This is a genomic window from Streptococcus pseudopneumoniae, assembly GCF_038148935.1.
In the GTDB taxonomy this organism is placed as follows: Bacteria; Bacillota; Bacilli; order Lactobacillales; family Streptococcaceae; genus Streptococcus; species Streptococcus pseudopneumoniae_U.
In genome coordinates this window covers 1-23,149 of the sequence record NZ_JBBJZX010000028.1, presented here as the reverse complement: position 1 = coordinate 23,149, position 23,149 = coordinate 1, and the positions used below count along the sequence as shown (strand labels likewise).

The window sequence follows — 23,149 nt, the reverse complement described above, 5'->3', positions numbered from 1 at the left end:
CTCAAAGCAGTGCTTTGAGCAGCCTGCGGCTCGCTTCCTAGTTTGCTCTTTGATTTTCATTGAGTATTAATTGAGCAACTATACTATTTAGAAATAAAAGAAGCCATCAGGTTAGCATTTAACCTAAACAGCTCCTTGATTATCCTCCAAATAAACGAGCAAAAAAGCCTTTCTTAGTGGATTGGACTTCTTCTTTTGCTTGGTCCAGCTCTAGCTTAAGATTTTCTTGATCCTTCATAGCTTGAAGGGTCAATTGTTGTTGCTGATCGAGTTGTTTGTCTTTCTCAGCAATCTGACGGTCTTTGATGCGCATCTGCTCGTCTTTTTCTGATAACTGACGATCCTTGGCTTTTAATTGTTCATAGAGACGGAGAATTTCTGCATTCTTCTCATCAACTAGAATCTCCATCAGTTCACGTTGCTTGACATCTTCACTGACAGGCTCATCTTCAAAAATCGTTTTTTTATAGATTTCTTCTAGCTTAATCAAGCCACTTCTGGTAACGACTGTTACCCCTTTGTCATTTTTATCTGTGTCTTCTTCTGGTAATTCTTTGACACGGTTATTGATTGCTTGGCGAGATAATCCTAAGACCTCTGCAATCTCACTGACGGTCATTTCAATACTCATAATATCCTCTGAAACGTTTTCTAGCTTTTCTTTACTTAAATCTTATCATAAGCTAGAAAAACTGTCAAATTTTCGCTTAATTTAAGGCCTTCAAAAAGGCTAATAAGACTTGAGCAGAGCGACGTCCAGCTTCGATAATAAACTCATCAAAAGAGATGTTTGCTTCATGGTTGGCATTGTCACTCATAGCTCGAATGACTAAAACTGGAAGATTAAGAGCATGCGCTGCCTGAGCAATAGCTGCTCCTTCCATCTCAACTGCCAAAACATCTGGAAAATGGGACTTAATCGCTTCTATCTTGTCATTTCCTGCAACAAAACTATCTCCTGTAGCAATCAAACCAAGATGCCAGTTTTGATCCAATTGAGATAAACTATCTTGGATTTTGGCAACAAAGGTTTTATCCGATTCAAAATAAAGCGGTTGTTGCGCCATTTGCCCATAGTCATAACCAAAAGCTGTGACATCCACGTCATGATAGGCTAATTTGTCAGCAATCACGACATCACCAACAGCAATCCCTTCTGCTACTGCCCCAGCTGACCCCGTATTAATTATAGCATCCACTTGGAAATGATCAGCCAAAATCGCCACACTCATAGCAGACATGACCTTACCAATTCCACTTTCTACAAGAACGACTTCATGAGAGGCAATGCTGCCTGTATGATAGGTATTCCCCAAAACAACTTGCTCTTGGGCATTGTCTAGATGTTGGACCAGATAAGCCAGTTCTTCTGGCATAGCTGCAATAATTCCTATTTTCATTTCAATTCCTTTTCTATTACAAAAGTTTCATTGCTAACACAAGCAAAATCAAGAGAAAGATGACTGCGAATAAGATTTTATTTAACTTAGAATTGAAGACATTTCTCTTAGTATTTTCAATGCGACGGCTTTTATGAATAGACGGTTCGACCTGAATCTTCAAGGTTTCCTGACTAAAACCATGTTCCTTAGGATTGGCATAACCAAAACGGGAAGAAGAGGTTGGTAAAATCTTAGTCTCCTCATCATCTAGCAAAGGAGGACCTGAAATTTTTTCGCCTCTATTAGCTCTTTCAATCATTTCATCCGTTAATAAAGGTTTACCCATACTGACCTCCTCTATTTTTTGTGCAATTCCCAATACTGAACAGCCATAATTGTCTTGGCATCACAGATGTGACCTGATTGGATTAATTCCTTGGCTTCTTCTAGGCTCACTTCAAGGACTTCCAAGGTTTCATCTTCATCCTGGGGACGTGGATTTTCCACTTTTGTCAAATCGCTTGCTAGATATAGTTTTAACTTTTCATTACAAAAGCCAATGGCTGAATAAAAGTCATATAAGAGTTCTAACTTCCCTGTATAGGCTGTTTCTTCCTCTAATTCACGCAGGGCTGCTGCGACAGGGTCTGTATTTTCTCCTACTTCCAATTTTCCAGCTGGAATTTCGTAAGAGACAGCCTCGATAGCCTTACGGTACTGCTTGACCAAGATGAGTTTTTGCTCATCCGTTACGGCTAAAACACAGACAGCTCCATTGTGGAAAATCAAATCCCGTTGGGCAATTCCCTTGCCTTCTGGTAATTCAACCTGCTCTTGGACTAGTTTAAATATTGGTCCTTGATAGATTTCTTTTCGGCTAAGCGTTTTTTCTTCAAATTCCATGATAGGCTCCTACTGATTCTTAGGATGATGAGGAAGACGTGTTGCATATTCATCTTTGTTGACCTGACGACCACGACCAATAGCAATCGCATCCGCTGGCACGTCTTTAGTAATAGTTGAACCAGCTCCAACGAGGGAATTGTCACCTAACTCAACTGGCGCAATAATGGTTGAATTTGAACCAACAAAGACATTGTTACCGATGACTGTCTTGTATTTGTTTTTACCATCGTAGTTGACTGTAATGGTTCCTGCACCAAAATTAACATGACTACCCACTTCACAGTTTCCGATATAAGTCAAATGACCAGCCTTGGTATTCTCGCCGATTGAAGACCCTTTCACCTCAACAAAATTTCCAATATGTGCTTGGCTAGCGATACTTGAACCTGGACGAATGTGGGCATAAGGTCCGACAGTCACGCCGTCTGCAACACTGCTTTCCTCAATCATAGAGTTGGTAATAACAGCTCCTGCTCCAATAGTGCTATCCACTACATACGTTCCATTTGTCAAAACAGTCTCAGCACCAATTTTCGTTTGCCCCTTCAAGGTAACATTGGCTTCGATTTGAACTTCAGGCGCAATCTCAACATCAATATCAATATAAGTTGCTTCAGGATTGACAAAGCTAACACCATTGACCATGTGCTGATGATTGATGCGACGACGCATAACTGACTCAGCTGTCGCAAGAGCTACACGGTCATTTACCCCAAGACTTTCATCAAAATCTTTCAAGGTATAAGCACCAACTTTTTCACCAGCTTCACGGAAAATGCCAATGACATCTGTAATATAGTATTCACCTTGAGCATTGTTGGTATTGATATTTTTCAAAGCCTCAAATAAACGCTCGTTATCAAAAACGTAAGTTCCAGTGTTGATTTCCTTGATTTGTTTTTCAAAATCTGTAGCATCCTTCTGCTCCACGATGCGAAGAACCTCTGCATTATCATTACGTACAATTCGTCCATAGCCAAAAGGATTATCTGTTTCAGCAGTCAAGATAGTGGCCACATTTTTATGATTGATGTGGAAATCAATCAAGTTTTTCAAGCTTTCACCTGTGATTAAAGGAGTATCTCCTGCAATGACCAAGGTGTGTCCTGACAAACCTTCTAAGATTGGCTCTGTCATCATAACCGCATGACCAGTACCCAACTGTTCAGATTGAGTCACAAATTCTGTCTGTCCAGCCAAGACCTCTTCAACCAATTCCGCCTTGTGTCCTACAACTGTTACTGTCTTTTCAGGTTGGATAGCTCCCACACTACGGAAAACATGTTCCAACATAGAAATACCCGCAACCTTGTGCAAAACTTTTGGCAAATCAGATTTCATGCGAGTCCCTTTACCCGCTGCTAAAATAATGGCAAAATTTGACATAATCTTCTCTTTTCTGTAGAAATTCCCTTTTATTATACCATATTTCAAATCATTCCGCGCCCTTGAATGAAAAAATGCTCCAAAGTCCTTTCCTTAACCCATTTTTTTGATTTTTTTTGATTTTTAGGGTAGAATTATAAGATATGAGAAAACAAATTCATCCACTTATTTTATTTAGTTTTTTTGGGATCATAATTTTCATTTTAATCATCAATCGCCCACTTAATGACAACCAATCCTTTAAAACAAAATCCAACATAGCGCAGATTGAAGCGCAAGCTCTAAAACACTTAGACAAACCGATTATTGACCTCTCTGGCTGGCAGCGTCCTGAGGAAATCAACTACGATGCCCTCTCACAAAATATTTCAGGCGCTATTGTTCGTGTTCACAGTGGTGCTCAAACAACAAAAGAAAATGATGCTTCCTTTATCAATGGAATAGACAAGGCCTATAAGAGTCATATCACTGAACTTCAAAAGCGGAATGTCCCAGTTGGGGTCTACGCTTATGTAGCTGGAAAAAGTGTCCAAGAAATGGAAAAAGCCGCTGAGGTTTTCTACAATGCAGCCTCTCCTTACAGTCCTAGTTACTATTGGCTAGACGTAGAAGATAAAACCATGTCCAATATGAACGAGGGTGTTGAAGCCTTTCGAGCAAAACTAGCATCACTAGGTGCTAAAAACATCGGAATCTACGTTGGGGTCTATTTCATGGAAGAACATAGTATTGATACAGGCAAGTTTACCTCTGTTTGGATTCCGTCCTACGGCTCTAACTCAGGATTTTTGGAGAGCAGTCCTAAAACTGATTTAGATTATGACATCCACCAATACACATCTAAAGGAAAAATTGCCGGCTTTGACCACGATTTGGATATCAACGTCATCTCTCCCTTAAAAAACAAAGAAGAAACCTTTAGAAAACTCTTTTTAAAACCTTAAAAGCATTTGTTTAGCATTTGCTTTTTCTTTTTGTGTTTGATTGTGATACAATATAGTAAGGATTTTTTGAAATAGAAATAGTTGGAGGAACTATATGCTCTCATGGTTAGCACGCCTTATTAAAGGGATTGTCATTGCTCTTGGATTTATTCTACCGGGAATTTCCGGAGGGGTTCTAGCAGCAATCTTAGGAATTTACGAACGGATGATTGGCTTTCTGGCCCATCCCTTTAAAGACTTTAAGGAAAATGTTTTGTACTTTATTCCAGTTGCCATCGGTATGCTTCTGGGAATCGGCTTATTTTCCTACCCGATTGAATACCTGCTTGAAAATTATCAGGTCTTTGTCTTATGGAGCTTTGCGGGTGCCATCATTGGTACGGTTCCTAGCCTCCTCAAAGAATCAACTCGAGAATCTGACCGAGACAAGATTGATTTGGCTTGGTTCTGGACAACCTTTATTATTTCTGGATTAGGACTCTATGCCTTAAATTTTGTCGTTGGAACCTTAAGTGCTAGCTTTCTTAATTTGGTCCTAGCAGGTTCACTGCTGGCTCTTGGCGTATTGGTTCCTGGCCTCAGTCCATCAAATCTACTTTTGATTTTGGGACTCTATGCTCCTATGTTGACTGGTTTTAAAACCTTTGACCTCTTGGGAACCTTCTTCCCGATTGGAATTGGGGCAGGTGCAACTCTCATCATTTTTTCAAAGTTGATGGATTATGCCTTAAACAACTACCACTCACGCGTCTATCATTTCATCATTGGTATCGTACTTTCTAGTACCCTTCTGATCTTGATTCCAAATGCAGGAAACGCTGAAAGTATCCAATACACTGGCCTTTCTCTTGTTGGGTATGTCATCATCGCCTTCTTCTTTGCTCTAGGAATCTGGCTTGGTATTTGGATGAGCCAATTGGAGGATAAATATAAATAATGGCAAAAAAAGTTAAAATCAAAAAAACATTGGTGGAACAAATCCTGTCTAAAGCAGGTATCCCACATCAGGGAATTCAAATCAATGCCCTAGAAGGAGAGCTGCCTCAAGGTTATGAACGAGATCAGATTTTCAAAACCTTGGCTCTTCTGGGAGATAAAACAGGACCAATTATCGGAATTGTCCCTATCACCCAACACTTGTCTGAAAAAAAACTAGCTAAAATTTCTGGCAATAAAAAAGTGAGCATGATTCCACAAAAGGACTTGGAAAAAACAACTGGTTACATTCATGGAGCCAATAATCCTGTCGGAATTCGTCAGAAACACAATTATCCCATTTTTATCGATAAGATTGCCCTAGACTTGGATCAAATGATTGTCTCTGCAGGCGAGGTCGGTCACAGCATTATCGTCGCTCCACAAGACTTGGCTAGCTTTATAAAAGCTGACTTTGTAGATATTTTGGAGGACAGCAAGTAATGAAACTCTACTTTGTCCGCCACGGTCGTACCCTCTGGAACCAAGAAGGTCGCTTTCAAGGTGCTAGTGGAGATTCCCCCCTTCTTCCTGAATCCATTGAAACCCTAAAACAACTAGGCCAGTATCTCAAGGATATTCCTTTTGATCAAATTTATTCAAGTGATTTACCTCGAGCAGTCAGATCTGCCGAGATTATCCAAAGTCAACTCCAGACACCCTGTCCTTTAGAAAGCGTTCCTAATCTCCGTGAATGGCAGCTAGGGAAGTTGGAAGGTTTGAAAATTGCAACCTTGGAAGCTATTTACCCGCAACAAATCAAAGCTTTCCGATCTAATCTTGCCAAGTTTGACACTCAAATGTTTGGAGCCGAATCCCTCTATAGCACCACGCAACGGACCATCCAATTTATCAAATCATTAAAAGATAGTCCAGCTGAGCGTATTCTAATTGTCGGTCACGGCGCCAATCTTACTGCCAGTCTTCGTACTCTCCTAGGCTATAAAGAGCCTCTTCTTCGTAAAGATGGCGGTCTAGCAAATGCTAGCCTAACCATTATAGAAACCCATGATTTTGAAACATTTACTCTCGATACTTGGAATGATACTTCCTATCAATCATAATTATAGCCTAGCCTTCTGAACTAGAACAATAGGAGATATAGTCAGTTGAAACAAAAATAAGACAAAAGAGCCTCGTAAAAAGGTATTGCAACTTGCCAATACCTTTTTGATATGAACACGTATCTTCTCAACAGGATTGTAAAGCAAAATGAAATAAGAACTGAATAATGTGATTTGAGAATTTAAATCAATTTATAAGAATGTTTTAGAAGCAGTAATGTACTAGTTCAGATTCACTTTTCTATACTAATACTCTTCGAAAATCTCTTCAAACCGCGTCAACGTCGCCTTGCTGTACTCAAGTACAGCCTGCGGCTAGTTTCCTAGTTTTCTCTTTGATTTTCATTGAGTATAAGATGAGTAGGGAGGAAGAGGTAAAAGTTTATGCCCAAACTCTTCACATAAGAACTCTAGCTTACCCATTCTATGGAATCTTGCATTATCCATTAAAACTTCCAGACTCATACTCTTCTAAAGTCTATTCAAACCACGTCAGCTTCACATTATATATGTTGGTGATCTCATAAGTCTTATCTGCAACCTCAAAGCTGTTCTGTGAGAAGCCTACAGCTAGCTTCCTAGTTTAATCTTTGCTTTTCACTGAGTATTAAGTTAAAAAAATGAGGCTGGTCAAAAAGTCTTTAAAATCAAAAAACGCATAATATCAGGTATTGAAAACCTTGTACTATGCGTTTTATTGTGGGAAGATTTACTTCATTTTTTCCTGAAGTCGAGTTTTTTCCCTGACTTATTGATTTGGACTATTCTTTTGATGAACTGCTTGAGCTTGAATCTCCGCCACCAATATATTGGGTAAAGATATTTTGGAAGGCTTGATCTTTAACCTTGATATTAGCTGCTTGTAATTCTTTTCCGATAATGCTTTGAACAAATGTTGAATCATTTTGTTTTTGAGTCAAGATAACAGTTTTTAATTTTTCTTTGTAGTCATCAATATTAGATGATTTTTCTGTTTTCTTAATGAGTTTTACAATGTAATATTGGCTACTGTAGGCTTGTGTGCCAGTTGCTGTAATCACATCAGAAATGCCATTTACATCTAAAGCGAAAGCGGCTTTCTTGACTTGCTCAGGTACTTCCGTTGAAGCAGAATCAAAGGTAATTTCTCCACCATTCGCTTTAGTTTTTTCATCAGTTGAATTATCTTTGGCTAATTGAGCAAAATCAGCACCTTCTGCCTTGGCTTTTTCGAGAACTTCTTTGGCCTTATCTTCATTATCAAGACGGATGATTTGAACCGTTACATCTGGAGTGTACTCATCAAAGGCTTTCTTGTAAGCATCATCTGTCAATTCAGCTTCTGCTGCCTTCTTAACTGCCAACTCAACTAATTTACTTGTACGAATTTGAGCTTTACGTGTTTCAAGGGTCATTCCTGCTTGTGACAAGACACGTTGGTAGTTCTCACCATATTGTTTCTCTTCTTCGGCAATAGTATCATCAACCTCTTTATCATCAAGCTCTGAGCCATATTGTTTTTCAAAAACTTTTTGGATGGTCATATTTAACAAGACTTGTTGGGCTGAAGGGTTGCTTTTCACTTGCTCATAAAATTGGTGTTCTGTAATAACATCCCCTTTCATGCTGATAAGGTCTGCCCCTTCTGAACCTTTCGAACAAGCTGCTAAAGTTGCTACTGATAATAGTGTAATGGCACCTGCCAATAATTTTTTCTTCATGTCTACTCCTTTGAGATAAGTGTTACTCTATCTATTTTACTATATTTTCTTAAATTTTTCTGAAAATCATTCGCTGTCAGGCAATTGAACATCTGCTACATTTTTACGAAGCATGAGAATGCCGTCCCCCAGAGGTACTAATGTTGCGGTGAGTCCTGGATTGTCTAAGGTTGCATCAAATAGTCTTTGAAGGCCTCGATAAATGGTTCGCTGGCCACGACGAACTTCCATAATGTCCTTGGCAACATCACCACCTTGAAAAATATCATCCAAGACAACCACACCTCCAACTTCCAAATGTTTGAGGATTTCTGGCAGAAAAACGATGTATTTAGACTTAGCAGAGTCCATAAAGACGAAATCATAAGACTCTGTCAGTGTAGATAAGACATCCACCGCATCTCCTTCTAAAAGCGTGATTTGCTTACGACTGTCAAATTGAGCAAAATTTTCCTTGGCAAAGCCAATCATCTCTGGATTGCGGTCAATAGTTGTAATCTTAGCCTTTGGCGCATGTTCTGCCATCAAGAGGGCAGAAAAACCGATAGCCGTCCCAATTTCCAGAATGTTTTTAGGTTGCATGGTTTGCATGAGAAAACGGAAATAAGCAACCGTTTCATGGGGAATAATGGGAATATTTTCCTTACGGGCAAAGTCTTCCAATCCTTTCAAAGAGCCTGTGACTTGCTTTTGGCGCTGACGCATCAAGTCCACAATTTCTTCCTTGACGACAGGGCGACGCATGTTATGGTTAGCATTTTTACTATACGATTCAACCATCTTATGCCAATCCCAATTTTTCAACAAGGGCTTCAAACTCATTCAAACGACGTTCAAAGACTGCAAAGGCATCGTTGAGATAGTCTTCCTTCTCCATATCAACGCCAGCTTTTCTCATGACATTAAGTGGATAGTCAGACTTACCTGCCTTGAGGTAGTCGATATAACGGTCACGGTCTTCTTGACTACCATGAACAATCTTTTCAGCCAAGGCTGAGGCTGCTGCAAAGCCTGTTGAATATTGGTATACATAGTAGTTATAGTAGAAGTGTGGAATGCGTGCCCACTCGTATTGGATTTCAGGATTGTCTTCCTTACTCAAACCATAATACTCTTGGTTCAAGTCTGCGTAGAGTTTATTTAAGAAATCGCTTGTCAAGACTTCACCATTTTGATCCGCTTGGTGAATGGCGTGTTCAAACTCAGCAAATTGAGTTTGACGGAAAACTGTTCCACGGAAGCCATCTAGGAAGTTATTGAGAATAGCAAAGCGCGTTGCGTCGTCTTCCACTTCTTCCAATAATTTCTCCGTCAAGATATTTTCATTGGTCGTTGAGGCAATCTCAGCCAAGAAGATCGAATAATCTCCGTAAACATAAGGTTGCGTTTCACGAGTATAGCTTGAATGCATACTGTGACCTGTTTCATGAACAAGAGTAAAGAGATTGTCCAGATTGTCCTGCCAGTTAAGAAGCATAAAGGCATTGGTATCGTAAGAACCACCAGAATAGGCCCCTGAACGCTTGCCTTGATTTTCGTAAACATCAATCCAACGCTCACTGAAGGCACGTTTAACACGGCTCAAATAATCCTCACCCAAGACTGCCAAGGCATCTTCTGCTTTTTTCAAGGCTTCTTGGTAGGTAAAACTATAATCAACAGATGAAAGCGGCGTGTAGACATCGTACATCTTGAGGTCTGAAATCCCCAAAATCTTTGAACGAAGCTCAAGGTAACGATGCAAGAGGGGTAAATGCTTGCGAACTGCTGCTACTAAATTGTCATAAACACTTTCTGGAACAAAATTGGCTGCTAGGGCTGCATGACGAGCACTCTTGTAATTGCGAACTTTGGCACGGTAGTTTTGAACCTTAACATTGGTTTGCAAGGTTTTAGCATAGGTATGTTGGAATTGTTGATAAGTCGCATAAAGAGCTTGATAGGCACCACGACGCACCTCACGATTTTTAGACTCCATCAAACGTGTGTAAGTCCCATGAGATAGCTGAACTTCCTTACCATCATCGTCAAGAACATAAGGGAACACAATATCCGCATTGTCCAAGATAGCGAAGGTTTCACTTGCTGAACCAAAGATTTCTCCAGCTCCAGCCAATAATTCTTCTTCACGTTGTGAAAGAACGTGATCCTTGCTTTGCAAGAGCTTGTCAAAATAGTGTTGATAAACCTGTAACTTTGGTTGTGCCTCTAAAAAGTCAGCATACTGCTTTTCACTGATTTCCATAAATTCAGGTTCATAGAATGAAAAGGCTTGGTCTAGCTGGCTATAGAGAGTCATGGCCTTGGCATAGTACTCTTGGTACTTGGCTTCACGTGTGTCTTGGTCATTCTTCATATGAGCATAAACGTAAAGCTTCTCCATTTGGCGTTCCATCTCAAGAGAAAATTCAGTAATTTCTAGTAGGCTATCCGCACTATCCAAGAGATGGCCTTCATACTGGGCTACTGTCTCCAATTGTTCTGTTAAATCTTTTAAGGCTTCTTCCCAAGCCTGGTCAGTTGGGTAGATCGTTGATAGATCCCATGTATCTTTTTCATTTATTTCATTTCTTTGTAATACCATTAGATTCCTCCATCCTTTCTATTCTACCATATTTTTCAAGAAATATTGCTGATAAAAGGCTGGTGGATAAAGCTTTTGCCAATCATTTTGAGGATTTTCTTGGTAATAGATTTGAAAATACTGATAATAGCTGGGCAAATCTTGCTCAATTTGGCAAAAATCACCTACTAGTGGTCGAATTTGTGGATACCATTCTTTTAACCCATAAGTCAGGACATTTTCTCCCTTTTGATAGGCTTCTGCTTGTTCTTTCATCCAAATGGGATTTTGATAATAAAGTTGTTGCCGGATATAGCGACAGATGTCCTTGTCCTGAGAAACTGTAAAATGAGATATTTTTTGTTTCTTATAGGGAAGACGTAATATCTCCAGTAGACTACCGTGACCATAGGGAAATTCCTTGATTTGATAATGGAGTTTGCTGCGGAGATCTTGGTGAATAAGATATTTAAGCCTTAAAACCTGTTTTTCCTTGTCTATTTCCCAAACATAAAAGCCCATATTTTGACTGAAATAAAGAAAACCTTGTTGCAGACGAGTCAAACGTTCCTTGAGCCACAGTTTTTCTCCCAGCAACCACAGTACTTGGTAACCCTGACTACGATAGCCCTCACTGCGCTCTTTAAGAACTTTTTGAGGCAAGGGACTACACTGGACTTCTAGAGCTAAATGACCATTTACAAACACATCTGCAATCTGTTTAAGCTCTGGAAGGGGGTATTCTAATTGCACCTCTGCCTCTGTTTTAGACCAGTAATAGAGGACTTCCTTATTTGCCAGGTGTTCTGGACTTTCATTTTCAAAGGAGTAATCACAGTCTTTTAAGGATTTATGGGCAAAATGGGTTCGGACACTTTGTCCTTGCCGCAAACGGAGCTGACCTCCACAAGCTGGGCAGGTGTATGCTTGCTTCTCAAGCTTATCCTCTAACACATTTACCAACTCTCCCCTAGCATCTCTCGCAACAAACATGATTTCCCTCCTTTTCTATATTATTCGTAAAAAAGAAAAAGATCAGGAAAATTCCCAATCTTCATCATTCTATAATTTTAGAGTTGCAAGCGACTTTCAAGAGCTTGTGTCAACACTTCAGAATAGTTCACTTTCTCACGATCCGCAAGTCTGACTAGCCACTCTGGAACCGTAACATTTTTTCGAATCGCTTTATTATTCTTTACGAAAGGTAAGGGATTGACCTGAATCAAAGTCACAAATCCATCAGAAGCTTTCAACATAGAAATGTCACTAGGAGTAGGTAGAGCCAGTCCTTCATCAATATAAGAAGCTAAAATACTCTCAAGCATTTCCCGAGCATTTTTCATTGCAAGTTCAATCGTTGCTCCTTCAGTCCCGCCTCCAAACTCCGGAAATTCAATCCAGTATCCAGTACCTTCTTTATGAAAAATAGCAGGATAAGATTTTAGCATAATACACCTCCACAATTTCCAAATCAACTACAGTCCCAAATCTTTTAATATTTTTCTCTCTAAACCTTTTCCTAGATCCTCATTACCGTGAACTGGAATAGTGACAAGATAGGGAACCCCTTCTTTCTTAAAATGATGATGACTTCCTCTCTTACGAACTTCAATCCATCCATTTGCAAGAGCTAATTTTACCATTTCCTTACCTGTGATTGGCATTTATGGTCACCTTTCTATCTAAAATTATACTTATAATGCGTATTTTTGTCAATTCTTCTATCTTATCTATTCGTAAAAAAAGGAAAAAGATCAGGAAAATTCCTAATCTTCATTCATGTTTACTTGATTTTTTTAGCTAGCATGGTCGCAAAGCGTAGTTGAATACGATTGCCATTCTCATCGCGACGGTGCAAATGGCCTGGATTTTCATTGTACTTGACCAATTCCCAGTCCTTGTAATAGTTCGCTAGTTCGCCTTCCTTAAAGGTAAATGGGAAGTTCACTGAGCAAGGATAATCCTCCGTGTCCATGGCACAGACGATAAGATTATAGCCACCAACAGTGGTTTTCTCCTGCATATTTTTGATAATTTCAGGAATGCGGTCTGCTTGCAAAAACATCAAAACAACTGTCGATACGATGAAATCATAAGCTTGCCCAATGCTAGCTGAATTGATATCATAAAGACCAACAGGCATATCCAAATCTTCCTGCTCCACAATGCTTTGCAAGATTTCAAGGGCCAGTTCATTTTGATCCACAGCTGTCACATCAAAACCTTGCTGGGCTAGAAAGAGAGAATTACGACCCTGACCACAGCCCAAATCCAAGGCTTTCCCTGGTTTTACTGTCTGCATAGCCTCTAAGACCTCTGAATGAACAGGATTGGTATTGTATTTCTTAGGGAAGTAATCCTCAGGTTTACAATAAAATTCCAAATACCATTCCACATCGTCTGTAGCAGCCTCCACTCGGTGCCAAGCTTGTGGTTGTGCCATGGGATTGTCAGCCCCTGCTTCAAATAGATGCTCAGCTAGAACCTCGCCATCCTCTGTTAATTCAATAAACTTGAGAGTTCCTTTTAAAACAGTAATCTTGCCCCAAGTCCCAACCTTGGTATTGTGCTTTTGCTGAACAGCCTCTGGCATAGTTTGTTTATTCCACAAAGGCATGCGTTTATAGGCAACTAGTTTTTCCATCTTCATTCCTCTTTTTATCGTTGATTGACAGCTTTCATCACGCGCGCAATATCGCGATTCTGCTCACGACGTTTGATAGACTCCCGTTTATCATAGTCATGCTTCCCTTTAGCTAGACCTAAAAGGAGTTTAGCGTAACCATCTTTGATATAGACTTTAAGAGGAACCAGGGTCATTCCTGTTCCTTTAGTCTCTTGTTCCAATTTTTGGATTTGCTTTTTATGGAGCAGGAGTTTGCGACGGCGTTCTGGTTCCTGGTTCCAGATATTGCCCTCTTCGTAAGGAGCGATATGAACATTGCTCAACCAAACTTCTCCATTTTTCACTTGGGCAAAGCCATCCTTGAGATTGATTCGAGCAGCTCGCACACTCTTGATTTCAGTTCCAGTCAGGACCATTCCTGCCTCTAGCGTATCTACGATTGTATAGTCGTGGCGCGCCTTTTTATTTTGCGCGACGACCTTTCCCTCGCCCTTTGCCATGCTTGGCTCCTTTCTTAGCTACTTCCTTGTAAAAAGGTTTCTTGCCTTTTTTCTTCTTGTCTTTTTGTGAATGCTTGCGCTTATCATTTGAGCGTCCTGATTTTCTCTTGTCTTCCTTCTTATCTGAACGACGACTTGAACCACGCCCTCTGTCACTACGACTAGACTGTTTCAAGCCCTTCTCAATCACATCAAACTCACTTGGGATGTAAGAGAAGTCAATTTCACCCGTCATCTTGTCGGCTCTTTCAACTCGGATACGGATTTGCTGACCCACACGGAAGGTTGTTCCTGATTTCTCCCCACGAAGAGTCAAATCCCGCTCATTGAAATGATAAAATTCAGGTAGATTAGTGATGTGAATCAAGCCTTCAACTGTGTTTGGCAATTCAACAAAGAGACCGAATTTAACAATACTTGATACAACTGCATCATACTCTTCGCCCACGTATTCTTCCATGTACTCAGCCTTTTTCATGGCTTCAACTTCACGCTCGGCCTCGATAGCACGACGTTCACGGTTGGAAGACTGGGTCGCAATCTCTGGAATTACTTGTTCAAAATGCTCTGCTATTTCCTTAGAACGGCCGTAATCACGAATCATACGGTGAACAAGAAGGTCTGGATAACGACGAATCGGACTGGTAAAGTGAGTATAATAGTCAGCCGCTAGTCCATAGTGACCGTGATTGTGCTCCGAATAACGAGCCTGTTGCATTGAGCGTAGAAGCATCATAGACAATACATCCGCATAAGGCTCTCCCTCAACAGTACGCATGATGTCTTGGAGCGCCTCCTGACTAATCTCGCTGGCAGTCCCATAAATGCGCAAGCCAAAACTTGAAGCATAATCAATAAACTTCTGAACCTTTTCAGCCTTTGGCTCCTCGTGAATTCGATAGATGAAAGGCAAATCCAGCTTGCTGAAATGCTCGGCAACTGTTTCATTGGCCATCAACATGAAGGACTCAATCATGCGCTCGGCAACACCACGCTGACGAAGAACGATATCAACAGGCTTACCTTGTTTGTCAACCAAAATCTTAGCTTCATTGGTATCGAAATTGAGGGCACCACGTTTCACACGCATGTTTTCTAAAGTTTCATGGAGCTTGGCCATGAGTTCAATACTTGGAACAATTTTCTGATATTCTTTTCTCTTTTCTTCATCGCCAGCTAAGATATCATTGACATCGCTATAGGTCATACGAAAACTGGTCTTGATAACTGTTTGTGTAATGGTATAGTTAACCACACGACCATGTTTATCAATCTCCATGATGGCTGACTGAGTTAGACGGTCAACTTGAGGATTGAGGGAACAAATGCCGTTTGACAGTCGTTCTGGAAGCATTGGAACAACTCGGTCTGTTACATAGACTGAAGTCGCTCGGTTAAGGGCTTCCTTGTCAAGGGCAGAACCCTCGGTCACATAGTAGGAAACATCTGCGATGTGAACACCAAGCTCCAGATTCCCATTTTTCAAGGCCTTGATATGCACCGCATCGTCCAAGTCCTTGGCGTCAGCGCCATCAATGGTAAAGGTAATCTCATCTCTTAGATCCAGACGGCCTTCCATATCCTTTTGAGACGGAGCATCAGGCACACTTTCTGCTTCCTTGACAACAGCCTCTGGAAATTCTGAGACAATATCCATAGACTCCAAAACCTCAAGAACATCAATTCCGACATCCGTTGAATGCCCCACCACATCAAGGACACTCGCTACAAAGAAATCATGTTTCTTGCTTGGGTATTTGTCGATAAAGACCTTGAGAACTTCTGTTCCTTCTAGTTTAAGAGCTGGTTTCTTAACATAAATTGGTTGGCTGATTTTCTGATTTTTCGAACGGATATAACCCGCATACTTGGGCTTTTCCTGATCCAGAACAATTTGTCCGACAACAGTTGTCAAACTGTGCTCTAGGATATCAATAATTTTGGCTTCTGCTGCTGTTCCCTTATTACGATCAGCGACTTTCTTGATCACGACCTCAACGGTATCGCCATCAATAGCATAGTTGACATCGTTTTTTCCTACGAAAAGGTCGTCCTCTTCCCCTTCTAGACTGACAAAACCAAAGCCATTTTTATGGGCATGAAAAATCCCCTTGAGAGTAATTTCATGTTTTTTCTTGACTTCCAAAGTCAAAGTTCCATCTTCCTCAAAGCGAATCTGGTGCTTTCTTTCCATTAGGGACAAGGTTTTAATCAACTCACGAAAATCCTTGGACCCGTCTTTTCCCAAAGCCTGAGCCAAGTCATTGACAGTCACCTTTCCCTTGTCTTGCAAATATTCTTTTATTCTATCTTTCATATTTTCTTTCTAGATTTTTAATTTTCTTTTACTGTAAAACCTTCTCAAACATTCTTTAAAAATAAAAAGAGGCAAAGACCTAGTCCTGCCCATTATTTTCTTATCTACTTGATAATACCGTCAATGCTAAGGCAATGGCTAGCCAGAAAAAGACTAAAATCCCTGTCAAACGCTGCATTACAGCTTCAAAACCGCGTGCTTTACTGCGTTCAAACAAATCACCTGAGCTGGCATCAAATACATTGCTGGATTGGTTTTTGGTTGGTTGCATGAAAATCGCAATCACAATCACAACAGATAATACTAATAAAATGGTTAATAATAGGTTATACATATCAAACTCCTTAAAATCCTTATTATTTTACCATAAAATCTACTTAGATTCAAGATGTAGGGTTACTTTTCTTTCCTTGGGACAATACTTTAAAACCTCGATCTTGTCTGGATGGTTTTTTGAATTTTTACTGGTTAGGTAATTGATACTGCCACAAGAGGAGCATTTGAGATTAATTTTTACTCGCACTAGATTTCCTTTACTTTTAATAATGTTCGAAATTGAAGCAGGTTAAAGAGACAACTAAAGGCAACACAAAGGCTTGTCGCATAAAAAACTGCATGGTAGCCAAATTGACCTGCTACTGCAGAACCTGCCATAGGCCCAACGACACCTCCCAGATAAAAGAATACCTGATTAAAGGCAAAGACCCTAGAAATACCGGCTTTGGGTGTCATCTTACTGAGAAGGGCATTAACTCCAGGAATCAAGGCACCAGTCCCCAAGCCAAAGAGGAAACGATAGAGTCCTAGTTGAAGGGGACTAGAGGCATTGGCACAGAGGAGATAGATGATGATTGAATAAAACTGGGCTACAACCAAGAGGCGATGGTTGCCCACCTTGTCACCTAGCTTTCCCATGACTCCCGCACTCATCATACTGGAAAAGCCCATACTGGACACAATCAAACCAGAGACAAAAAGAAGATTCTCTGTCTGCCCTAAGTCACGCACATACAGAGCTAAGATAGGGCCGATTGATTGGGCTGAAAATTGGATGACAAAACTGGTCAGAAAGAGGTTGACCAAAAGATAGGGATATTTAACTGAGGTAAACAATTCCTTTGTTGGGATGGCCTTTTCCTTGGCTACTGGTTGAAAATCTTCCTTGATAAAGCAAATAGTCAAAACAGCAGCTAAGAATAGAAAACTACCAACCAGTAAGAAAACAGTACGAATGCCAAATAATTCTGCAATAAATCCCCCGATAAAGGGACCAGTTAGAGTACCTGCAACTACGCCTGTAGACAAAGTACCTAAGGCAGTTCCTGATTTCTCCTTGGGAACCTGACTGGCTATCAAGGCCGTTGCATTGGGAACAAAACCCGCAAATACACCATTCAGTAAACGAAGAAAGATTAACCAATAAATATTTGGCACAAAGGCCAAGCCTCCCATAGTGATAGTCATGGCCAGACCAGCTCGAATCATCATGGGCTTTCGACCGTATTTGTCAGCAAGGATGCCCCAGATAGGAGAGAAAAGTGCTGCAGAAATGGCAGAGACAGAAATAGCTAAACCTGCGTAAAAAGCAGCTTGATCACTCCCTACACCTAAATTTTCCACAAAGATGGGCATAAAGGGCACTACCAAAGAAATACTGGCTCCTGTCAGAAAATTACCAAACCAGGCAATGCGCAGATTATCCTTCCAGTTAATCTCTGTCATCTTGCCTACCTCCCTCAAGAAGGATATGCACTTGATTAAGAAGCTGTTTCTGATTGCCATTATTATCAAGAATATGGCTGGCCAAATCTTTCTTTTTTTCTAAAGGCCACTGGGCTGCCAGACGAGACTCAGCTTCATCCTTGGATAGCTGATCCCTTTTCATTAGACGTTCTACTTGGACATCTCGGTCCACATAGACCAACCAAGTCTCATCAAACCAAGAGACGTAGTCCTGCTCAAAAAGTAGGGGAATATCCATGAAGAAAATCTCTTCTGTCTGAGCCAACTGGTCTCTCAACGTAGCTAGTTCCTCACGGATAATCTCCCCTTGAATTTGCTTAGACCATTCCCGTTCTTCAGGATTTGAAAAGATAAGACTAGCTAGGAGAGGGCGATTGAGTTCTCCGTTTTCAAGGATGATTTCTTGCCCAAAGTGCTGGACTAGAGCTTCAAACAGACGACCACCAGGTTTCTGTAGTTGGTGGACGACTGCATCGGCATCCACTACTTGAAAACCTTGCTTTCTTAGAAAATTTGTCACAGTTGACTTACCAGAGGCAATTCCCCCAGTGATTCCGATGATTTTTCCCATCAGCCCCTCCTTTGGCACTGGGGACAAAAATGAGTTCCCCTTCCGCCAAGCTGGAATTTCTCAATGATGGTGCCACAACGTGAACATTCTTGACCAGCCTTGTCATAGACCTGATGAAAATCCTGCATGGCTCCATCTTCCCCAAAGGCATTGGTATAAGTCCGAATGGTTGAGCCACCTTTTTCAACAGCCTGTCCCAATACAGCAATGGTCTGGTCATGAATGGCAGTCGCTTCTTCTGCTGTCAAAGTCTGGGAAGGTCTAGATGGATGAACCTGAGCTCGCCAGAGAACCTCATCCACATAGATATTGCCAAGGCCAGCTACCAAGGTCTGGTCTAGGAGATGGGATTTGATAGGCTTTTTGGACTTGGCAAGGGCAGATTGAAAGATCTGCAAATCAAAGTCTTGTTCGCTTGGTTCAGGACCTAATTTTTTAGAAATAAAATAGGTGTCCAAAAGGTCAGGAGACAAGAGTTCCATAGTACCAAACTTGCGTACATCCTCATAAACAAGCGTTCCACCGTCCTCAAACTGAAAGAAAACATGGGCATGCTTGCGTTCAGGAACCTGGTCTGGATAGTAAAAATACTTGCCCTCCATCCGCAGATGCGAAATCAAGACCTTGTCTGTCAGATAAAAAAGCAAATATTTACCACGACGTCCCATTGACTCAACAACTTGACCAGACACTTCCCTTTGAAACTCTTCCAAATCCGTCTTAATCATCTTGGGATAACGAATTTCTACACTCGAAATCTTCTTTCCCAAAATCAATTTTTCTAGGCCACGACGAACAGTTTCAACCTCAGGTAATTCAGGCATAAATCCTCCTTCTGTAAAAACAAGAAGCAGGCATGAGCCCACCTCTACTTAGTATTCTTTTTCATTATAGCCAAAGTCAGCCAAATCTAGCTTTTTATCGCGCCAGTTTTTTTTGACCTTGACCCATGTTTCTAGGAAGACCTTGTCTCCTAGCATAAGTTCAATATCACGACGGGCCATGCTACCAATTTTCTTAAGCATAGCACCACCTTTACCGATGATAATCCCTTTTTGGCTATCGCGCTCGACCATGATGGTTGCACGGATGTGAACCTTGTCTGTCTCTTCGTCTCGTTTCATAGAATCCACAACTACTGCGACAGAATGCGGAATCTCTTCACGAGTTAGGTGCAAGACTTTCTCGCGAACCATCTCTGAAACCAAGAAACGTTCTGGATGGTCTGTGATTTGATCAGATGGGAAATATTGGAAACCTTCATCTAGATTTTCACTCAAAATATCCACTAGACGAGAGACGTTATTCCCTTGAAGAGCTGAGATTGGAACGATTTCCTTAAAGTCCATTTGATTACGAAAATCATCAATCTGAGACAAGAGCTGGTCTGGATGGACCTTATCAATCTTGTTCACCACCAAAATCACTGGAACCTTGGCAGCTTTGAGACGCTCGATAATCATATCGTCCCCCTTACCACGCACTTCATCAGCAGGCACCATGAAAAGAACGGTGTCCACTTCGCGAAGGGTACTGTAGGCAGACTCAACCATGAAATCTCCGAGAGCTGTTTTAGGCTTGTGAATCCCTGGCGTATCGATAAAGACGATTTGTTCCTTATCAGTCGTGTAAATTCCCATGATTTTGTTGCGCGTTGTCTGCGCCTTGTCACTCATGATGGCAATCTTTTGCCCCATAACGTGATTTAAAAAGGTTGACTTCCCAACATTGGGACGTCCTAAAATGGCTACAAAGCCTGATTTAAAAGTCATAATTTCCTCTTACTGTTTAAAATAATAAATCCCAGATTCGTGGGAGAAAAATCAATGCGCCTGTTAAGGCTGCGAAAAGAGAGACCACTAATACCGCGCCAGCCGCCATATCCTTGGCATTTTTAGCCAGCATAGAAAAGTGATAGTGACTGGCCAAATCCACCACATTTTCGATAGCAGAATTGATAATTTCAAAAGCTACTACCAAGAAAATGCTCAATAGGAGAAAGAGCCATTCGATTCGTGACACCTGAAAAACAAAACCTGCAAGAATAACTACAAGAGCCGTTACTGCATGTTTTCGCATATTGCGTTCTTCCTTGATAGCAGTAAAAATTCCTGTAAGGGCAAATTCTAAACTGGATATCAGGTCACGATTTTTCCATTTTCGTTTATTGTCTTGTGAGTCCATAGGCTGTCAAAATTTCTTCTTGTAAACCGAACATCTCCGCTTCTTCTTCCGGAGTGTAGTGATCATAGCCGTTGATATGTAAAAAGCCGTGTACTGCCAAGAAGCCCATCTCACGCTCAAAGCTATGGCCATATTCCTCGGCCTGCTCATGAGCCTTATCAATAGAGATGAACAGTTCCCCAATATAGGCATCAAACTCAGACATCATCTCTGCCAATTCTAGATTTTCAAGTAAATCCTCTTCGTCAAAGGCAATTTCCAATTCTGGTTTATACTCAAGGCTGATAACATCTGTCGGACGATCTGTGTCACGGTACTCCAGATTGAGTTCATGACTACGTTCATTAGTCACAAAAGTGACTGCCATCTCCTTGTCTTCTTTGCCTAATTTTTGGGCTGCAAATTCCAAAATCTCTTGGGTTTGTTGCAACATTTCTTTTGAAACTTGACCAGTTTCATCTACCATTTCAATATACATGTGCTTCTCGTTTCTCTTTACTTGGCTTTATTATACCACATTTCCATGATTTTATTCTACCTTTTTGATATAATACTATGGAATACAATCACAAGGAGAGAACGATGTCATTTGACGGATTTTTTTTACACCACATGGTTGAGGAATTGCGAAGAGAGTTAGTGAATGGTCGCATCCAGAAAATCAATCAGCCTTTTGAACAAGAATTAGTCTTGCAAATCCGCAGCAATCGCCAAAGCCATCGCCTGCTCCTTTCTGCCCATCCAGTTTTTGGACGCATTCAGCTAACCCAAACAACTTTTGAAAATCCAGCCCAACCTTCCACCTTTATCATGGTTTTGAGAAAATATTTGCAGGGTGCCCTGATTGAGTCGATCGAGCAAGTGGAAAATGACCGTATTGTGGAAATTACGGTTTCTAATAAAAACGAGATTGGAGACCATATTCAGGCTACCTTGATTATCGAAATTATGGGGAAACACAGTAATATTCTACTGGTCGATAAAAGCAGTCATAAAATCCTCGAAGTGATCAAACATGTTGGCTTTTCACAAAATAGCTACCGTACCTTGCTTCCTGGATCTACCTATATCGCTCCGCCAAGCACCGAGTCTCTTCATCCTTTTACTGTCAAGGATGAAAAACTCTTTGAAATCCTGCAAACACAGGAAACGACAGCTAAGAACCTTCAAAACCTCTTTCAAGGTCTGGGACGCGATACAGCAAATGAATTGGAAAGGATACTGGTTAGTGATAAACTATCTACTTTCCGTAACTTTTTCAATCAAGAAACCAAACCCTGCTTGACTGAGACTTCCTTCAGTCCAGTTCCTTTTGCAAATCAGGTGGGAGAGCCTTTTGCCAGTCTTTCTGATTTGCTGGACACCTACTATAAGGACAAGGCTGAGCGAGACCGCGTCAAACAACAAGCCAGTGAACTCATTCGCCGTGTTGAAAATGAACTGCAGAAAAATCGACATAAGCTGAAAAAACAAGAAAAAGAATTACTGGCGACAGACAACGCGGAGGAATTTCGCCAAAAGGGTGAATTGCTGACAACCTTCCTCCACCAAGTGCCTAACGACCAAGACCAGGTTATCCTGGACAACTACTACACCAACCAACCTATCACGATTGCGCTTGATAAGTCCCTGACTCCCAACCAGAATGCCCAACGCTATTTCAAACGGTATCAGAAACTCAAAGAAGCTGTCAAATACTTGACTAATCTGATTGAGGAAACCAAGGCAACTATTCTCTATCTTGAAAGTGTGGAAACCGTCCTCAACCAAGCTGGACTGGAAGAAATCGCTGAAATCCGTGAAGAATTGATTCAAACTGGTTTTATCCGCAGAAGACAACGGGAGAAAATCCAGAAACGCAAAAAACCAGAACAATATCTAGCAAGCGATGGCAAAACCATCATCTATGTCGGCCGAAACAATCTGCAAAATGAGGAATTGACCTTTAAAATGGCTCGTAAGGAAGAACTTTGGTTCCATGCCAAGGACATCCCTGGAAGCCATGTTGTCATCTCAGGAAATCTTGACCCATCCGATGAAGTCAAGACAGACGCGGCAGAACTAGCCGCCTACTTCTCGCAAGGTCGCCTATCAAATCTGGTGCAGGTAGATATGATTGAAGTCAAGAAACTCAACAAACCAACTGGTGGCAAACCAGGCTTTGTCACTTACACAGGACAAAAGACCCTCCGCGTCACACCAGACCCCGAAAAAATTACATCCATGAAAAAATCCTGATTTTACTTGAAATCAGGATTTTTAACATACTATTCACTCAAATCATATTC

General features: G+C 41.0%; 27 protein-coding genes and 1 pseudogene. 5 read left to right on the top strand and 23 right to left on the bottom strand.

Features of this window, described 5'->3' with window-relative positions; translation table 11 throughout:
* Positions 1-139: 139 nt before the first annotated feature.
* The 5 genes from rocS to glmU form a co-directional block, all read right to left on the bottom strand.
* Positions 140-631 carry a chromosome segregation protein RocS gene (gene rocS / locus WKI42_RS04640; protein ID WP_000021242.1) on the bottom strand — a complete coding sequence of 164 codons (492 nt, stop codon included), beginning with the start codon at positions 629-631 and terminating at the stop codon, positions 140-142.
* Positions 632-707: 76 nt separating this feature from the next.
* Positions 708-1,400, bottom strand: coding sequence for a 5'-methylthioadenosine/adenosylhomocysteine nucleosidase (locus WKI42_RS04635; protein WP_368081307.1), 693 nt, complete (start codon positions 1,398-1,400; stop codon positions 708-710).
* A gap of 16 nt (positions 1,401-1,416) precedes the next feature.
* Positions 1,417-1,728 carry a cell wall synthase accessory phosphoprotein MacP gene (macP, locus tag WKI42_RS04630; protein WP_000517862.1) on the bottom strand — a complete coding sequence of 104 codons (312 nt, stop codon included), beginning with the start codon at positions 1,726-1,728 and terminating at the stop codon, positions 1,417-1,419.
* Positions 1,729-1,739: 11 nt separating this feature from the next.
* Positions 1,740-2,285, bottom strand: coding sequence for an NUDIX hydrolase (locus WKI42_RS04625; protein WP_368081306.1), 546 nt, complete (start codon positions 2,283-2,285; stop codon positions 1,740-1,742).
* A 9-nt stretch (positions 2,286-2,294) separates the two neighbouring features.
* Entirely contained in the window at positions 2,295-3,674 is a 1,380-nt protein-coding gene (gene glmU / locus WKI42_RS04620; protein ID WP_172934495.1) for a bifunctional UDP-N-acetylglucosamine diphosphorylase/glucosamine-1-phosphate N-acetyltransferase GlmU, read from the bottom strand.
* 143 nt (positions 3,675-3,817) lie between these two features.
* Here glmU and WKI42_RS04615 point away from each other — a divergent pair, with 143 nt between their 5' ends.
* The 4 genes from WKI42_RS04615 (at position 3,818) to WKI42_RS04600 (ending at position 6,657) form a co-directional block, all read left to right on the top strand.
* The gene (locus WKI42_RS04615; protein ID WP_368081305.1) at positions 3,818-4,618 is read left to right on the top strand and encodes a glycoside hydrolase family 25 protein; all 801 of its coding nucleotides are present in this window, start codon (positions 3,818-3,820) and stop codon (positions 4,616-4,618) included.
* 94 nt (positions 4,619-4,712) lie between these two features.
* Positions 4,713-5,555, top strand: coding sequence for a DUF368 domain-containing protein (locus WKI42_RS04610; protein ID WP_368081304.1), 843 nt, complete (start codon positions 4,713-4,715; stop codon positions 5,553-5,555).
* Positions 5,555-6,037, top strand: coding sequence for an aminoacyl-tRNA deacylase (locus tag WKI42_RS04605; protein WP_368081303.1), 483 nt, complete (start codon positions 5,555-5,557; stop codon positions 6,035-6,037). Before WKI42_RS04610 ends, WKI42_RS04605 begins: the two co-directional genes overlap by 1 nt.
* Complete coding sequence (locus WKI42_RS04600) at positions 6,037-6,657, top strand: histidine phosphatase family protein (RefSeq protein WP_368081302.1); 621 nt, start codon at positions 6,037-6,039, stop codon at positions 6,655-6,657. Before WKI42_RS04605 ends, WKI42_RS04600 begins: the two co-directional genes overlap by 1 nt.
* 357 nt (positions 6,658-7,014) lie before the next feature.
* Here WKI42_RS04600 and WKI42_RS04595 read toward each other — a convergent pair.
* From WKI42_RS04595 to ybeY, 18 genes and pseudogenes are all read right to left on the bottom strand, one after another.
* Positions 7,015-7,110, bottom strand: a pseudogene (locus WKI42_RS04595) (IS630 family transposase); the annotation flags it as partial.
* Positions 7,111-7,418: 308 nt separating this feature from the next.
* A complete protein-coding gene (prsA, locus tag WKI42_RS04590; RefSeq protein ID WP_000727951.1) occupies positions 7,419-8,357 on the bottom strand; it encodes a peptidylprolyl isomerase PrsA in 939 nt (312 codons plus the stop codon).
* Positions 8,358-8,423: 66 nt separating this feature from the next.
* The gene (locus WKI42_RS04585; RefSeq protein ID WP_368081301.1) at positions 8,424-9,137 is read right to left on the bottom strand and encodes an O-methyltransferase; all 714 of its coding nucleotides are present in this window, start codon (positions 9,135-9,137) and stop codon (positions 8,424-8,426) included.
* Between the two features lies 1 nt (position 9,138).
* On the bottom strand, positions 9,139-10,941 hold the full coding sequence (gene pepF / locus WKI42_RS04580; protein WP_368081300.1) for an oligoendopeptidase F: 1,803 nt from the start codon (positions 10,939-10,941) through the stop codon (positions 9,139-9,141).
* Between the two features lie 18 nt (positions 10,942-10,959).
* Positions 10,960-11,913 carry a competence protein CoiA gene (locus WKI42_RS04575; RefSeq protein WP_368081299.1) on the bottom strand — a complete coding sequence of 318 codons (954 nt, stop codon included), beginning with the start codon at positions 11,911-11,913 and terminating at the stop codon, positions 10,960-10,962.
* 77 nt (positions 11,914-11,990) lie between these two features.
* Positions 11,991-12,368 carry a type II toxin-antitoxin system HicB family antitoxin gene (locus tag WKI42_RS04570; RefSeq protein ID WP_368081298.1) on the bottom strand — a complete coding sequence of 126 codons (378 nt, stop codon included), beginning with the start codon at positions 12,366-12,368 and terminating at the stop codon, positions 11,991-11,993.
* Positions 12,369-12,395: 27 nt separating this feature from the next.
* The gene (locus WKI42_RS04565) at positions 12,396-12,584 is read right to left on the bottom strand and encodes a type II toxin-antitoxin system HicA family toxin (RefSeq protein WP_049491803.1); all 189 of its coding nucleotides are present in this window, start codon (positions 12,582-12,584) and stop codon (positions 12,396-12,398) included.
* 119 nt (positions 12,585-12,703) lie between these two features.
* Positions 12,704-13,564 carry an SAM-dependent methyltransferase TehB gene (gene tehB / locus WKI42_RS04560; protein WP_368081297.1) on the bottom strand — a complete coding sequence of 287 codons (861 nt, stop codon included), beginning with the start codon at positions 13,562-13,564 and terminating at the stop codon, positions 12,704-12,706.
* 14 nt (positions 13,565-13,578) lie between these two features.
* A complete protein-coding gene (gene smpB, locus WKI42_RS04555) occupies positions 13,579-14,046 on the bottom strand; it encodes an SsrA-binding protein SmpB (RefSeq protein WP_001051750.1) in 468 nt (155 codons plus the stop codon).
* Entirely contained in the window at positions 14,009-16,363 is a 2,355-nt protein-coding gene (gene rnr, locus WKI42_RS04550; protein ID WP_368081296.1) for a ribonuclease R, read from the bottom strand. The genes smpB and rnr overlap by 38 nt, the downstream gene beginning before the upstream one ends.
* A gap of 100 nt (positions 16,364-16,463) precedes the next feature.
* A complete protein-coding gene (gene secG / locus WKI42_RS04545) occupies positions 16,464-16,697 on the bottom strand; it encodes a preprotein translocase subunit SecG (protein ID WP_000282517.1) in 234 nt (77 codons plus the stop codon).
* 39 nt (positions 16,698-16,736) lie between these two features.
* Positions 16,737-16,886 carry a 50S ribosomal protein L33 gene (rpmG, locus tag WKI42_RS04540; RefSeq protein WP_050277970.1) on the bottom strand — a complete coding sequence of 50 codons (150 nt, stop codon included), beginning with the start codon at positions 16,884-16,886 and terminating at the stop codon, positions 16,737-16,739.
* Entirely contained in the window at positions 16,886-18,085 is a 1,200-nt protein-coding gene (locus tag WKI42_RS04535) for a multidrug efflux MFS transporter (RefSeq protein ID WP_368081295.1), read from the bottom strand. The genes rpmG and WKI42_RS04535 overlap by 1 nt, the downstream gene beginning before the upstream one ends.
* Positions 18,072-18,677, bottom strand: coding sequence for a dephospho-CoA kinase (coaE, locus tag WKI42_RS04530; protein WP_368081294.1), 606 nt, complete (start codon positions 18,675-18,677; stop codon positions 18,072-18,074). Before coaE ends, WKI42_RS04535 begins: the two co-directional genes overlap by 14 nt.
* Positions 18,677-19,501 (bottom strand): DNA-formamidopyrimidine glycosylase, encoded by an 825-nt coding sequence (gene mutM, locus WKI42_RS04525; RefSeq protein WP_368081293.1) that lies wholly within the window; start codon positions 19,499-19,501, stop codon positions 18,677-18,679. The genes coaE and mutM overlap by 1 nt, the downstream gene beginning before the upstream one ends.
* A 48-nt stretch (positions 19,502-19,549) precedes the next feature.
* On the bottom strand, positions 19,550-20,449 hold the full coding sequence (gene era / locus WKI42_RS04520; RefSeq protein ID WP_218757809.1) for a GTPase Era: 900 nt from the start codon (positions 20,447-20,449) through the stop codon (positions 19,550-19,552).
* A gap of 16 nt (positions 20,450-20,465) precedes the next feature.
* On the bottom strand, positions 20,466-20,861 hold the full coding sequence (locus WKI42_RS04515; protein WP_000378166.1) for a diacylglycerol kinase family protein: 396 nt from the start codon (positions 20,859-20,861) through the stop codon (positions 20,466-20,468).
* Positions 20,842-21,339: an rRNA maturation RNase YbeY gene (ybeY, locus tag WKI42_RS04510; protein WP_000275155.1), complete on the bottom strand. Its 498-nt coding sequence runs from the start codon at positions 21,337-21,339 to the stop codon at positions 20,842-20,844. The genes WKI42_RS04515 and ybeY overlap by 20 nt, the downstream gene beginning before the upstream one ends.
* 104 nt (positions 21,340-21,443) lie before the next feature.
* Here ybeY and pavA point away from each other — a divergent pair, with 104 nt between their 5' ends.
* Positions 21,444-23,099 (top strand): Rqc2 family fibronectin-binding protein PavA, encoded by a 1,656-nt coding sequence (gene pavA / locus WKI42_RS04505; RefSeq protein ID WP_368081292.1) that lies wholly within the window; start codon positions 21,444-21,446, stop codon positions 23,097-23,099.
* Positions 23,100-23,149: the final 50 nt, after the last annotated feature.

Coding starts and splice junctions, on each gene's coding strand:
- rocS (WP_000021242.1), bottom strand. CDS start 631: ATGAGTATTGAAATGACCGTCAGTGAGATTGCAGAGGTCTTAGGATTA.
- WKI42_RS04635 (WP_368081307.1), bottom strand. CDS start 1,400: ATGAAAATAGGAATTATTGCAGCTATGCCAGAAGAACTGGCTTATCTG.
- macP (WP_000517862.1), bottom strand. CDS start 1,728: ATGGGTAAACCTTTATTAACGGATGAAATGATTGAAAGAGCTAATAGA.
- WKI42_RS04625 (WP_368081306.1), bottom strand. CDS start 2,285: ATGGAATTTGAAGAAAAAACGCTTAGCCGAAAAGAAATCTATCAAGGA.
- glmU (WP_172934495.1), bottom strand. CDS start 3,674: ATGTCAAATTTTGCCATTATTTTAGCAGCGGGTAAAGGGACTCGCATG.
- WKI42_RS04615 (WP_368081305.1), top strand. CDS start 3,818: ATGAGAAAACAAATTCATCCACTTATTTTATTTAGTTTTTTTGGGATC.
- WKI42_RS04610 (WP_368081304.1), top strand. CDS start 4,713: ATGCTCTCATGGTTAGCACGCCTTATTAAAGGGATTGTCATTGCTCTT.
- WKI42_RS04605 (WP_368081303.1), top strand. CDS start 5,555: ATGGCAAAAAAAGTTAAAATCAAAAAAACATTGGTGGAACAAATCCTG.
- WKI42_RS04600 (WP_368081302.1), top strand. CDS start 6,037: ATGAAACTCTACTTTGTCCGCCACGGTCGTACCCTCTGGAACCAAGAA.
- prsA (WP_000727951.1), bottom strand. CDS start 8,357: ATGAAGAAAAAATTATTGGCAGGTGCCATTACACTATTATCAGTAGCA.
- WKI42_RS04585 (WP_368081301.1), bottom strand. CDS start 9,137: ATGGTTGAATCGTATAGTAAAAATGCTAACCATAACATGCGTCGCCCT.
- pepF (WP_368081300.1), bottom strand. CDS start 10,941: ATGGTATTACAAAGAAATGAAATAAATGAAAAAGATACATGGGATCTA.
- WKI42_RS04575 (WP_368081299.1), bottom strand. CDS start 11,913: ATGTTTGTTGCGAGAGATGCTAGGGGAGAGTTGGTAAATGTGTTAGAG.
- WKI42_RS04570 (WP_368081298.1), bottom strand. CDS start 12,368: ATGCTAAAATCTTATCCTGCTATTTTTCATAAAGAAGGTACTGGATAC.
- WKI42_RS04565 (WP_049491803.1), bottom strand. CDS start 12,584: ATGCCAATCACAGGTAAGGAAATGGTAAAATTAGCTCTTGCAAATGGA.
- tehB (WP_368081297.1), bottom strand. CDS start 13,564: ATGGAAAAACTAGTTGCCTATAAACGCATGCCTTTGTGGAATAAACAA.
- smpB (WP_001051750.1), bottom strand. CDS start 14,046: ATGGCAAAGGGCGAGGGAAAGGTCGTCGCGCAAAATAAAAAGGCGCGC.
- rnr (WP_368081296.1), bottom strand. CDS start 16,363: ATGAAAGATAGAATAAAAGAATATTTGCAAGACAAGGGAAAGGTGACT.
- secG (WP_000282517.1), bottom strand. CDS start 16,697: ATGTATAACCTATTATTAACCATTTTATTAGTATTATCTGTTGTGATT.
- WKI42_RS04535 (WP_368081295.1), bottom strand. CDS start 18,085: ATGACAGAGATTAACTGGAAGGATAATCTGCGCATTGCCTGGTTTGGT.
- coaE (WP_368081294.1), bottom strand. CDS start 18,677: ATGGGAAAAATCATCGGAATCACTGGGGGAATTGCCTCTGGTAAGTCA.
- mutM (WP_368081293.1), bottom strand. CDS start 19,501: ATGCCTGAATTACCTGAGGTTGAAACTGTTCGTCGTGGCCTAGAAAAA.
- era (WP_218757809.1), bottom strand. CDS start 20,449: ATGACTTTTAAATCAGGCTTTGTAGCCATTTTAGGACGTCCCAATGTT.
- WKI42_RS04515 (WP_000378166.1), bottom strand. CDS start 20,861: ATGGACTCACAAGACAATAAACGAAAATGGAAAAATCGTGACCTGATA.
- ybeY (WP_000275155.1), bottom strand. CDS start 21,339: ATGTATATTGAAATGGTAGATGAAACTGGTCAAGTTTCAAAAGAAATG.
- pavA (WP_368081292.1), top strand. CDS start 21,444: ATGTCATTTGACGGATTTTTTTTACACCACATGGTTGAGGAATTGCGA.